This is a genomic window from Paenibacillus sp. fava2 (assembly GCF_058313675.1).
Window position 1 is genome coordinate 6,503,372 of the sequence record NZ_CM177755.1, and the last position, 12,836, is coordinate 6,516,207.

General features: G+C 46.1%; 12 protein-coding genes. 1 reads left to right on the forward strand and 11 read right to left on the reverse strand.

Features of this window, described 5'->3' with window-relative positions; genetic code table 11:
• Positions 1–11: 11 nt before the first annotated feature.
• The 5 genes from AC4G46_RS28610 to AC4G46_RS28630 all read right to left on the reverse strand — a co-directional run bounded on the left by AC4G46_RS28610 (position 12) and on the right by AC4G46_RS28630 (position 4,974).
• On the reverse strand, positions 12–1,553 hold the full coding sequence (locus tag AC4G46_RS28610; protein ID WP_491125659.1) for a response regulator: 1,542 nt from the start codon (positions 1,551–1,553) through the stop codon (positions 12–14).
• Between the two features lie 281 nt (positions 1,554–1,834).
• Entirely contained in the window at positions 1,835–2,179 is a 345-nt protein-coding gene (locus AC4G46_RS28615) for a hypothetical protein (RefSeq protein ID WP_491125660.1), read from the reverse strand.
• Positions 2,176–2,817: a hypothetical protein gene (locus tag AC4G46_RS28620; protein ID WP_491125661.1), complete on the reverse strand. Its 642-nt coding sequence runs from the start codon at positions 2,815–2,817 to the stop codon at positions 2,176–2,178. Before AC4G46_RS28620 ends, AC4G46_RS28615 begins: the two co-directional genes overlap by 4 nt.
• 228 nt (positions 2,818–3,045) lie before the next feature.
• The gene (locus AC4G46_RS28625) at positions 3,046–3,660 is read right to left on the reverse strand and encodes a sugar O-acetyltransferase (RefSeq protein ID WP_491125662.1); all 615 of its coding nucleotides are present in this window, start codon (positions 3,658–3,660) and stop codon (positions 3,046–3,048) included.
• A gap of 12 nt (positions 3,661–3,672) precedes the next feature.
• Positions 3,673–4,974, reverse strand: coding sequence for an alpha-glucosidase/alpha-galactosidase (locus AC4G46_RS28630; protein ID WP_491125663.1), 1,302 nt, complete (start codon positions 4,972–4,974; stop codon positions 3,673–3,675).
• Positions 4,975–5,136: 162 nt separating this feature from the next.
• Here AC4G46_RS28630 and AC4G46_RS28635 point away from each other — a divergent pair, with 162 nt between their 5' ends.
• Entirely contained in the window at positions 5,137–5,997 is an 861-nt protein-coding gene (locus tag AC4G46_RS28635) for an AraC family transcriptional regulator (protein WP_491125664.1), read from the forward strand.
• Between the two features lie 156 nt (positions 5,998–6,153).
• On the opposite strand, the gene AC4G46_RS28640 is transcribed toward AC4G46_RS28635, so the two are convergent.
• The 6 genes from AC4G46_RS28640 to AC4G46_RS28665 form a co-directional block, all read right to left on the reverse strand.
• Positions 6,154–7,944, reverse strand: coding sequence for an ABC transporter ATP-binding protein (locus AC4G46_RS28640; protein ID WP_491125665.1), 1,791 nt, complete (start codon positions 7,942–7,944; stop codon positions 6,154–6,156).
• Positions 7,922–9,748: an ABC transporter ATP-binding protein gene (locus AC4G46_RS28645; RefSeq protein ID WP_491125666.1), complete on the reverse strand. Its 1,827-nt coding sequence runs from the start codon at positions 9,746–9,748 to the stop codon at positions 7,922–7,924. The genes AC4G46_RS28640 and AC4G46_RS28645 overlap by 23 nt, the downstream gene beginning before the upstream one ends.
• 262 nt (positions 9,749–10,010) lie before the next feature.
• The gene (locus AC4G46_RS28650) at positions 10,011–10,469 is read right to left on the reverse strand and encodes a lantibiotic dehydratase C-terminal domain-containing protein (protein WP_491125667.1); all 459 of its coding nucleotides are present in this window, start codon (positions 10,467–10,469) and stop codon (positions 10,011–10,013) included.
• 286 nt (positions 10,470–10,755) lie between these two features.
• Positions 10,756–11,820, reverse strand: coding sequence for a suppressor of fused domain protein (locus AC4G46_RS28655; RefSeq protein ID WP_491125668.1), 1,065 nt, complete (start codon positions 11,818–11,820; stop codon positions 10,756–10,758).
• Positions 11,821–11,863: 43 nt separating this feature from the next.
• Entirely contained in the window at positions 11,864–12,112 is a 249-nt protein-coding gene (locus tag AC4G46_RS28660) for a hypothetical protein (protein ID WP_491125669.1), read from the reverse strand.
• A gap of 110 nt (positions 12,113–12,222) precedes the next feature.
• Entirely contained in the window at positions 12,223–12,732 is a 510-nt protein-coding gene (locus tag AC4G46_RS28665; RefSeq protein ID WP_491125670.1) for a DUF1572 family protein, read from the reverse strand.
• Between the last annotated feature and the right edge of the window lie 104 nt (positions 12,733–12,836).

The following is a 12,836-nucleotide window of genomic DNA, read 5'->3' on the forward strand; positions in this document are numbered from 1 at the left end:
TAGCTTCCGCGTTATCCTTTTCGGTATTGGCTTGGCGATACGTTCATCAGCTTGCGGAACACTCTGGTAAAGTAGCTGTGGTCTGAATAACCGACCAGGCTGCTGATCTCGGAAATCGACAGGCCGGGGTTCTCTTTCAGCAGCAGGCAGGCTTTGCCGATCCGCACCCGGTTTAAATATTCGTTGAACCCCTCCTTATTGTGCAGGGTAAAATAATTCGACAAGTAGGACGGGTTAAAATGAAACTCCCTGGCGACTTCCGTCAGCGTAAGCTGGCGCGGATAATGCTCGTCGATATACAGGAGTATCTTCTGCATCGCCGGTGTTCCGCCGCGGTTCTTCGTAACGCATTCGGTCGCGTCCTGCAAAAACTGCAGCAGCCTGGCCTCCGTCTCAGAGGCATGCCGGGCCTCATGGATCGAGCGGAAGTATTCATATTTGCTGTCATCCAGGGCGCGGGCCTCATAATGGAACTGCAGCAGCATGCCGATAATTTGGAAAATGCTGTGGCACAGGAAGGACTTGAACTCGGACACTCCCGTGTCCCGGCGGCCGGACATCGAAGATACATAAGCGCTTAACCGGGTAAAAGCCTGGTCGAACTCCTGCCGGTTCAGCTCTGCAGCAAAAGCCTCCTGGTCAAAGACAGGCCCCGGCTGCACCTCCCCGCCATGATCCACCAGCAGACAGCGTTCAGGCAGGAAAAACCGGTGGTCCAGCAGCTTCATCAGCTCCTGTGAGTAGACCGTGTGCAGCTCCTGCAGCTCCGCAAAGGTCCGGCTAACGGCCAGACTCAGAAACATATTGGCCCGGATTCCGGTGGTAAATACCTGCTCAGCCATCCTGATCAGCGTCTCCCTGCCGTCTTCAGGCAGGTTAAACAGCAGCCGGACATGCCCGTCCTGCGTAGACAGCAGCCGGAAAGACTGCGGATTACCGCCAGCCTGCAGCAGCGAACGGATACTGTTCTCCAGCCATTCCTCCTTGCGGCTGATGGCCGCCGCATCATCGCCTATATCCGCTACCATGAGCGCATAACCCGGAAACGGGAAAATCTCCTGCAGTGCCTCAGCCTCATACTCCACCGGATAGCCGGAGACGAGCTTATCCAGAATATAGTCGGCCGACTGCCGCTTGTCATTTCTCCAGTCTACCTGCTGGAGCACCGGAATCCGCTGCGCCGTCTTCTTCAGCACGGCCAGCAGTGATGAAGCTTCCAGCCTTGGCTTCAGGATATAGTCGGCCACCCCGCTCTGGAATGTGGAGCGCACATATTCGAACTCACTGAAGCTGCTGAGCACAATCACTTCAATCTCGGGATACATGCCCTTGACGATCCGGATCAGCTCCTCCCCATCCATTACCGGCATGACAATATCCGTCAGGATGATATGCGGCCGCTGCGACTCGATCAGCTCAAACGCTTCACGGCCGTTGGACGCCTCCCCGACGATCTGAAAGCCTTCCCCTTCCCAGTCCAGCAGATGAATAATCCCCTGCCGCACCAGCATCTCATCATCCACCACTACTATTTTGCATAATGTTGTATCCATGGCTTCTCCTTTTTGGAACAAAAGTACGACAAGCTGATAAAAAACAAAATGAAACCCGCTTAAATAAAGGGGTTCCATCTTACCTGAACAGGTTGACTATCGGAATGTGAAACAGCTTTCATTAATGATTTAAATTATAGGTATGTGGTGGAGGACTGTCAATTGAGGGATAAAGCGAATCATCTTTTCGTAAATACCTCTCTGTAGGTAACAAAAAGACGTGCAGTAATCATGTACTCTATAAGATGCACATGGTTACTACACGTCATTAACGGGCACGCTCAATTGGTTTTATGTTGCGCAGTAAGAGGCACCCTCCGGGATTTTTTTAACACTTTTGGATGCACTACTACTTTATTAGATGGAATTTGAACTCCATTTCGTATGGTAACAATATGGCTGGGGCCCACGACAATTTCCACATTCGGATTAATTCCTTCCCGGACCGCCTGCGCAATAGCTTTTCTCAAAATAGGATTTCGATTTATTTGTGAGAAGCGTGCCTTCGCTTCCTGTGTACGTTTTCTGATTAAATCTCTTCGCTCTTCTGTTTGGGGATGCATCCAGTTAGCCATTTCTGGAGTATCGCGAATGGTAATCGTTCGATTCTCACCTGAATTTGTCATTCTGTTCCCCTCCTGTATATAGAGACTATCTCATAAACATCATCTTGATTATGCGTAATACAGACAGTTTCTGCTTCATTCAATATAGTTATTATAGCAAACACACGTTTAATTGACATCTCGGCTTTTATCACAACACCATAATGTTTATTAGCTGCAAAATTATTAGCAATGTTTCGATCAAAAGACCAGCTTGATAACGTTCGTGTATCTTCGAGTTTTAATCTATATCCCGCTTCTAAATGTTCGTCCATCCAATCCGGGCGCTCATTCCAACAAAGTCCCCTATATACAACTAAATGTGATATGCCCCTAAGGTTTAAAATACGCTGCGTGACATCAAAAATTGCATTCACTGCCTGCTTTTGAACATCCGACAAATCCGCCACAATATGAGTTTCATAGCTCCCTAGTGGTAAACTTAATGTTTCCGCGATCTGTTTATCCATTGCAAGAGAGAGTGGGCTACTGGAACTAAGCACCCATTCGGCACGCAATTCCAACACAGATTCTATAACGTCATCCTCATGTTCGAGGAGTAACATATAGCTTTGAAGATCCTCAAACTGTTGACCATTTGCACCGTTAGTAATGACATGTAGCCCGTCTAAGCCTTCAATTGTGAATCCTTCATCCATGCCCTCACTCCTGCATCCTGTATCATATTCATTATATATGTAATTGATTATACCATCCAAATTATCCCTTTCTGTATTAAACTTCACCTCTTGCATTACTTAAACTAAGATCCCTTGAATACATTTACGAGTTATGCCCGAAAATTATGACTGCATATACATGTAACGGCCCCGGTCTGTATAATTACAGGAACGGGGCCGCTTAGGCTTAACAAAATTGACAATCTCCTACACCAAATCCTCCCTCACAATCCGCCGCCCTTTAAAATACAACTGCTCATCCTGCTCATTAATCTCACGGAGCACCTTGCACGGATTGCCGATGGCCACGACATTAGCAGGAATGTCCTTAGTAACGATGCTGCCTGCACCAATTACTGTATTATCGCCAATCGTAATCCCCGAAAGAATAATCGCACCGGCGCCGATCCAGCAGTTTTTGCCGATTGTAACAGGCGCGTTATACTGATACGCCTGTTCCCGCAGCTCAGGGAGAATAGGGTGTCCGGCTGTGGCTACAGTCACGTTCGGGCCGAACATCGTGTAATCTCCGACATAGATATGCGTGTCATCCACCATTGTCAGATTGAAGTTCGCATATATATTTTTGCCGAAATGGACATGCTTCCCGCCCCAGTTCGCATGAAACGGCGGTTCAATGTAGCAGTTCTCGCCGATCTCTGCAAACATTTCCCTCAGCATCGCCATTCTCTTATCATATTCACTTGGCCGGGTCCGGTTGAAGTCATAGAGCTGTTCGAGACAGAGCGTCTGTTCCTTCATAATCTCCTCGTCTCCGGGCAGGTATAAACTTACATCGTGAAGCTTGTCTTTCACACTCATGTCTTAATCTCCTTAACTAAATTTAGGCAGCCAGCTGCCGTGGGCTTCGATCAGATCATCGCACAATGCCACAATATCATCCAAGGACAGCTCGGCAGCCGTGTGCGGATCAAGCATCGCCGCATGATAGATATGCTCTTTTTTGCCGGTTCTGGCGGCTTCGATCGTCAACAGCTGGGTATTGATATTCGTTCTGTTCAGTGCAGCGAGCTGCGGCGGAAGATCTCCGACATAGGTCGGGCTAATCCCGTTTCTGTTAACAAGACACGGAACCTCGACGCAGGCCTCAGCCGGAAGATTCGTAATTAATCCGGTATTCAGCACATTCCCGCCGATCGTGTAAGGGACATCTGTCTCAATGGCTTCAAGGATATAGGATGCGTATTCGTGCGACCGCTGATGCTCCAGATTAATATCCCCTACCAGCTCATCTCTCATCTTCGTCCAGTTACTGATCTGCTCGCGGCAGCGGCGCGGATATTCATCCAGCGGAATGTTCAACTGGTCAATCAGCTCGGGATAATTTCTTTTGATAAAATAAGGATGGTACTCCGCACTGTGCTCAGAAGATTCTGTAACATAGTAGCCAAATTTATTCATCAGCTCAAACCGGACCATATCGGAATGTTTGCCGGCCTGCTGCTTCTCCAGGGCTCTTCTTTTAATTTCCGGATACAGATCGACCCCGTCACGGGACACCTCCAGCAGCCAGGCCATGTGATTAATCCCGGCAATCCGTGATTTAACCCCCTGATCATCCATTCCCAGCGATTTGAAAAGCTCTGGCACACACACCTGCACACTGTGGCATAACCCGACCGTCTGCACTCCGGCATGTCGGCTCATATAGTTGGTCAGTACGGCCATCGGGTTCGTGTAATTCAGGAACAGCACATCCGGGCAGACCTCGCGGATATCCGCTGCGAACTCGTCCAGCACAGGAATGGTCCGCAGATTCCGGAAAATCCCGCCGATCCCGATTGTGTCTGCAATGGTCTGGCGGAGGCCGTATTTCTTGGGAATTTCAAAGTCGGTAATGGTGCACGGATCGTACCCGCCGACCTGGATCGCATTGATCGCATACTTGGCTCCGCGCAGTGCTTCTTTACGGTCTGTATATGCCTTTATGTTGCATCTGCTTCCAGAGGTCTTGCGGATGTTGTTAAGCATAATTTCGGAATCGCGCAGCCGCTCAGGGTTAATATCAAACAAGGCAATCTCAAAATCCTGCAGGGCCGGCGTGAGCAGGCAGTCTCCAAGAACATTTTTAGCGAAAACAGTACTGCCGGCTCCTAAAAATACAATTTTGCTCATCGTTTATGCTCTCCTTTGTTCATACCCTTTAAGTTGATAATGATGTTTATATCCCTTACTATAAAATCACAGCAGCAAAATAGGCATGGAACATTGCCACCTCTGCATGGAGAATTGTAGTATCATTCATTTTCATTCATTTCAACAACCAGGAGAGCTCTAATGGAAAACCCGGAACATTATGAGTACAGGATACAAATTAACCCCTACTTATTAAATGCTGATCTGAATATCACCTTTGCCGGTGCTGCCAAGCCCGAGCCGCGACACAAAATCGGCCCAGCCGTTCATCATTACATCCTGATTCATACAGTAGACAGCGGATACGGCACCTTTGTGTGGCAGGGCAAAAGCTATCGCCTTAGCAAAGGGGATACCTTCGTTATTTTTCCCGGTGTATTATTCAGCTATGAAGCTGATAACGCCGAGCCCTGGAGCTACCGCTGGATTGCCATTCAAGGCCCGGGTGCCTTGGAGATGCTGCAAAAAACCGGCATAACCATCACCGATCCCATCGTCAGCGGCGCTGATTCCGAACATCTGGCCGGCCTGTTTGAAACCATTGAACGGGTCCTCGGGCAGCAGTCCGGTGAAACAGTAACTACTTTAGCTACAGACGGCTGGTTCCGCATCCTGCTGGCCGAATTCGCCCGCCTTAATGCCCATAAACTGCGCTACTCCCCGGCCGAAGCCTTAACGGATTCCGAGCGTGCAGTGGAGCAGGCGATCCGCTGGTTTCAGACCCAATACATGCTTCCGGTTTCGATCGAAAAGCTTGCCGCCTCCCTGGGCTATCACCGCACCCATTTCACCAAAGTGTTCAAGCAGCTGACCAGCCTCTCCCCCAAGCAGTACATCAATCAGGTCCGCCTCGAACGGGCCAAGGAGCTGTTAAGCACGAATTTAAGCGTGGAGCAGGTGGGTAACTCCTGCGGGTTCACCGATCCTTTGTACTTCTCCAAGCAGTTCAAGCTGTGGACGGGGGAGTCGCCTAGTCAGTTTAGGGAGGGGTTGCGGCGGTGAGCAGACGGGGATAATACGAGAAATAAGCCTGATTGAGCTATGGCGGGCTCTAATCAGGCTTATATGCAGCCTAGAATAATAGTCGTAATGACTCCGTACAACAAATAACATTTCTGTTCATATGATTCTCCCATCAGACTATGTTTAATTTCTCGCTTATTTCGTAATCGTGCTTAGTTGATAATATAAACCTTGCCGGGCCATCAATTCCTCGTGCGAACCCTGCTCTGCAATCTGGCCCTTATCCATAACAATAATGCGGCTTGCATTCTTGATTGTTGTAAGCCTGTGGGCAATTATTATTGCTGTTTTGCCTTCCAGTAAGGTAGTGATAGAATTGTGGATGAGTCTCTCATTCTCAATGTCTAATGCTGACGTAGCCTCATCCATTATTACTAAAGGGCTATTTTTCAAAAAAGCCCTAGCAATGGCGATCCGCTGCTTCTGCCCGCCTGAGAGTGAATAGGCATTCTCCCCCACCCTGGTATCGTATTGATGCTCAAGCTGCATGATTGTCTCATGAATGTTAGCTTCTTTGGCGGCCTTTATGATTTGTTCCTCTGTTGCCGAATTTCCCATGAGGATACTGTCCCGGATAGTTCCAGAAAATAGATAGGGCACCTGCGGTAAATAAGTGATAGCCAGATTAATTTGGGAAGAACCCGAAGTTGCATCTCCGAACACTGTAACTTCACCGGAATCTGGCTGGTATAAGCCGGTGCATATACGCGCTAACGTACTCTTACCTGATCCGCTCGGTCCGACAATAGCCACGATCTCGCCTTCATTAATATCCAGACTGACATTATCAACATTTGGCACGTTGTCCGTCGTGTCGTTAGATTGATAAGAAAAGCTGACATTCTTCAGCTGAATTACCTTCCGGGTATCACGGGACTTCCCTTCCCTAATATGCTGCTCATCGATCTGCGCTTTACCTTCTGCAATATCAAGTAATCCAAATATTCTTTCCGCCGCCGAGATTCCTTGTAAGATAAGCCCCCAAGAATTTGAAATGGTTCGAAAAGGACCTTGTACCCGGAACATTAAGAAGATAAACGCGAGCACTGCTCCCGCCGTTAATTCCCCGCGGATAACAGCCAGTGATATGAAAAAAGTAGTAATCAGAAGAATAATTGTATTCGTTATGGCGATAGTAAATCCCATAAAAGCTTTGTACATTGTCCTGCGCAGTTCCAGCTTGTTCTGCATTTCTTTATGGTGAAGAAAATACGCTAGTTTTTCAGTTCCCATATTGTAGCTTTTCAATGTTGTTATACCCTGGGTGAACTCCTGAAGGATGCCTTGAATTTCTGCCAGTTTGCCCTGAATGTCTCTAGACACCCTTTTAATATTTTTGTCAAATAAACGACCGATCAAAAAGACAAAAGGACCTGTCAGTATAGCCACAATAGCTAAGAGCACATTGATTTGAGCCAAATAAACAAACGAGATAATACAAAGCAAGATATTGGATACAAGATCATAGGTTACATTCCCGACAACGGTAGCGGTTTGAACAACATCATTTGTTATTCTGGAAACCAGATCCCCGGTATGATATTTCTGAATATGCTTCAGTGATAAACTATTCAATTTGTTGTAGACTTCATTTGCCAAATTGTTTTGAATGGCGGCCTGATAATAGCTTCTCATAAAGTATTGTAAAAACAGCAGAGCAAACACAGCTAAAGTAATAGCAAGGGAGATTTGAATGATCCAATACAATTGAGCGGTGTTATTCTGATTGATTGTATCTATGAATATTTCTTGCACCCAAGCAACTGCCACATTGTAGCCTACATCCAATAACATTAGAACGATAATATAGATAAAAGGCAGGCGGAACGGTGAGAGATATTTCAGGATTCGAAGGGATATTGCCGAAGAGGTGGCGTTACTACCCTCTCCCCCAATCGTTTTTTTATATTGTAATGGTATTTTCAACGAAAGAGCCCCTTTCTGTCTCATCCCTCTGACTAATCAATGTTTGAAAGGATCGGGCATATTTCCCGCAAAGTTTCATCAATTCCTCATGTGTACCTTCTTCGGCCACGTTTCCGTCCTCTAAATAAAAGATCTTATCAGCTTCTTTAATCGTTGAAAGCCGGTGGGCCACAACTAACGTCGTCCTATCCTTCATTAATACATTCATTGCATTTTGCACATGTTTTTCGTTGACACTATCAAGGGCGGAGGTAGGCTCATCCATTAATAATATCCGCGGCTGATTTACTAAGGCTCTTGCTATTGCTATTCTCTGCCGTTCACCGCCGGATAAGTTGGAGCCGCGTTCTTCAATGATGGTGTCATAACCATTACTGGTACCGGCAATTAAATCATGAATATTAATCGCCTTTGCAGCTTCCTTTACATCCTCAAGCGATGCCGTTTCCCGCCCAAACTTAATGTTGTCATAGAAGCTTCCTGTAAAAAGATATGGGTCCTGCGAAACGTAGGAGATTATTGATCTCCACTTTTCCGCAGATACATCGGTGCTGTTAACATCGTTACAGCAAATCGCCCCTCCGGCCGTTTCATAGAATCGCATTACCAGCTTCAATAGTGTACTTTTTCCGCATCCGCTGGGACCGACGACAGCCGTCAATTTACCCGCATCAGCTTTCATAGACAATCCCCGGAGAATTTCGCTGCTGCCATCCGTATAGCTGAAATGAACGTTTTCGATTGACACCTCAGGGAAAGTACCTGTTTCAATCAGCGCTTCAAGTTTTTGATCATCTATTTCCTTGTGCGGGTCCTGCTCACTGTTTAGATCCAGCAGTTCAAATGCCCGATTCGCTGCAGAAAAAACCTGCTGAAATTCAGGCCAAATTCTGGCCAAGCCTACCACCAGAGTCACGATCGTTTCAAAAGAAACTAAAAAAGCTACAACATCACCGACGGTGATCGTTTGCCTTGAAACCAGGTAACCTCCGTAGCCCAGAATAAATATGATCCCGACCATCGTCACAAGCAAATTAGAACGGTTAATCATTGACTCGAACATAGTGATTTTCCGGGTCTGCTTCAAAAGGCTCTCGTTCTTACTAAAAAATTCGTTATTAAACTTTTGGGCCAGTCCATAGCTTCGTATTGTCTCAGCCCCTTGAATCGTTTCCTGCAGAAATGCATCCCGTTCCGCCTGTTTTTTTTGACGCTGGTCATACAGCTTTCGAATATACTTGGACAGGGGATTAAGCAATGACGGCAGGATTAAGGCAATCAGAATTACACCGATGGTCAATGAAAGGTTAAGACTGTTGAGATATATGGCCAACAAGCCTATTTGCAATACGTTTGTCAAAAGCTGAATGATTTTATCGTTAAATCCTGTTTGGGCTTTCACAGCAGAATCCTGGATTCTGGATATCAAATCACCGGAATGGTATTTCTCCAGTTCCCCCAGCTTTGACGTATACAGCTTGCTTAACAGATTGTGTTGGAGTTTAGTCACTGATTTGTTATTTAGCAAGGCTCCAACATAAGAGGATAAAAGAAGTCTTGAACCAGCAAGGAATGGCAGCGCAATGGCCATGACAAATGCCTCCTGCAACAGCTGTAAATCCCCCATCGAGGCTGCATTAATCATTCTTCTTTGTACTTCAGCGAATAATACCAGATACATAGGGCTGAGTAGTGCGATTACTCCAAGTAATATAAAAGAAGCCGAATACTTTTTACTCATGCCAGTCAGGTTCACAAACGTCTTCCAGCTAGAATAATTAAATTGATCCTTTTGCTTCATCATTTTGACTCCTTGAGCCTAGTATTTTTAATATCAGCTTGGCGATAAAACTTTCCTCGTGCATACTTACTCCAAGTCTATTGTTGGTGGTATGAATGTAATGAAGCAGCACACCCGTAGTTTGCAGAGAGGCGTTCAACAGTCTTAATTGATTAACTGCATCCTGTAAAGCCTGTATATAATCAATTGTTAACGTGTGCAAAAAATTTGTGAAATAATTCCCCCCCACTGATCCTGTATAACACTTACATGTCTCGCAACAGATTCATCTATAGTTATGTAGTAGTTCCATAACTAATTTGCTGGATTCATAGAATACGCTTTCAGCAAGCATGACTCCAAGATCGCCGCCATACTTATCAAACTCAGGTATGTATTTATGCTGTTCAATTACGGTTTTCTTTTCACACAGGTACAATGGCGGAGTAGTGTAGCTCTGCAGAGGAGTCGGCTTATTCTTGATTAGATCATTTAGTATAGCTTTGCCGTTATCCTCCATCCACCTTCTTAAATAAAAGCTTGTATCTTTTTGCAAAAGGTATCGTACTCTAATATGCAGCCCTCCAGCATCCCAATATCGCAGAAAAAACCATTTCTCTACACAGCCTGCAGGAAACAGATTTATTGAGGGCTCTACAATTTCCCTCACAATATCATCTAAGTAACTAAAATGATGAGACCCTGGGTAAATACAGAAATACAACCATTCATGATCGCAGCTCATGTTCACTCTTCCCAATACAATTTTTAAGTTTGCAAAGCAGTAATGCTCCGAATATTATGAATTCTTTACATTCTCTTTTCGACAATACATAATTTTCAATCTTTTGGCAATATTTTTAACTATTAGAACCTGTCCAATACAATTAATAAATGGCCAAGTTGTGATCCTCTTTGTCGCCCACATTGCATCAAAAATAGGTGTTTAGGTGTACAAAGTACACTAAAACACCTTCTGGCAGCAGTGCACCTGACCGCAGTCAGCGCAATCCGTTCTTTTAAGCCTTACCTCAACCAATGGTATCCACTACCTGGCCATCCTGATCCTTAATATAGGTCTTGTTCACCCGTACGATCAGCCCTTTGGCCGAGGACAGCTTATATTCACCCTCCAAAGGCTTGAGTGTAGCTGACAGCTCCCGTACAGTCGCCTCAATTAGGCTAGCCCTAACAGTCTGTTCACTTTCCTCAAAGGCCGTCTCCGCCGCAGGCTGCAGTATGACCCGCAACTTTTGGCTGACTAAAGCCAGCTCCTTGCCTTTCGACAAACGGGCGCTAAGGAGTCTTGCCACCATTTCGGCCTGCTTGGCACCCATCGTCAGAACGGCTGGTGCTTTGCCGAACAAGCGGCTTTTACCCGGCTCCCATTCCAGCTGATCCACATAGAAAAAGCCGGTGCTCGACCCGTCACGCTCAATCCCCTCCCGAAGCGCATTCCTTATGCCCGGAACGTTCAGCAGCGAATCACGCAAAAGATCGGTAATATAGTAGGAGAGCTCTTCCTCTGCTGCATGCAGAAAAGCATTCGTATTCCAGGTAGTCATTGCCTCCAGCTCATCCGCTGTAATCCCCACCATCTGCAGGAACTCAACCCGTCCATTGGGCGTATCTATCGCCGGAAGCTCGGGATCATCCGTAAAGGCAAGCGCCGTCAGCTTGGTGTCTGCCTCCAGACAGATTGGACCATTCGCATCCAGATAATGACCAGACGCAAAAATATTGCCGCTTGAAAATACATATCTCGCCATATTTTGCAGAAGATTTAGTGCCCAGGCCGGAGGCTCCTCCTCATCCGGAGTACGCACCAGCCGAAAAGTCAGCTCAAAACCGTAGCCGCTATAATCAGGGTCATTGGATTCTTTTTCATATAGCTCCGAGAACCCGTACGTTACAAAATGCCAATGCGGATAAGGCTTCTCCGCCTTATAAGCGCTGATTCCCCGCAGCGGGTCCTTTCCTCCCAGACCATAAGGAATAAGGGTACCGTAATGCTTCGGCTCCTGTTCTCCATACAATCTGTCCATCTGTTCACTAATGGCGTCCCAGCCGGTTGCTTCGACTTCTTCCTCGCTCATTTTGCTTCCTCCTATATTCGGCAGTTATGTATCATTTCCAATATTACCCGGAGCAACATTTCACTAACCAGAGCTCCGCTTTTCCCGGATAACCGCTGCAGAGGACAGGACGTTTGATGATTTCACACAACTGCATCGTATGGTCGTAGCGGTCCAATTCTATCGTAACAACACAGTCCATATCCACGAGAAAAGTAATTATATCTTCGCCCTGCTCCGGTATCCAATACAAAGTATACGCTGTCTTCATCCCGGGAACCGTTTCTTTGAGCGTTTTAAGAAATCTCAGCATGGATACATCATTAAACAGACTTTTTTGGGAAGCCTGTAATTCTTTTCGGAATGACTGCTCCGTAAGTGTCCCTCTAAGTTTCATGTCCCTGCACCTGCTCTCAGCGCTTCTTAACTGTAATCCCACACCAGCTGGCCTTTTCTAATTTTTGCAGCATAAATGATCTGTCCTGTATGAAAATGAACCTCTCTAAACATCGCCATCATCAGATTCAAAGCCGTCGTTTCGTTATTCACTTGACTGTATGTAAGCGGGGGCAGATTGAGAAAAGGTTGGGACATTAGTAACTCAGGAGCTGATTTGAGATGCTCCAGATACTGAATAAGGATGTCAAAAGCAGTATTCACCATATTCATCGCCTGCTCTTTGGACATTTCCAGCCCCTTTGTAAATTCCTTATCCCTATCCCTTGTATCTGGAATATTGTATAGAATAGTTTCAATGCGCGAGTGGACTGCACCACTTATATGAGCAACCAGATTAGCAATGCTGTTACTTTCTGATGACGGGCAAAAGGTAATATCCTCCTCAGACAGCTGTCCAATCGCTTGAAGTGTCCATTTTTTCTCCGACCTAAACTTAACTAACATGCTTTCCATTAGCTCGAGGGCGATCTCCATCCAACCCACTCCCAGTAAAATATTACATTCGCTATAATACTACCAAACTATCGCTTTCCGGCACAATATTGTGCATTGTATCTGCCTATTCCTGTATTTTATAG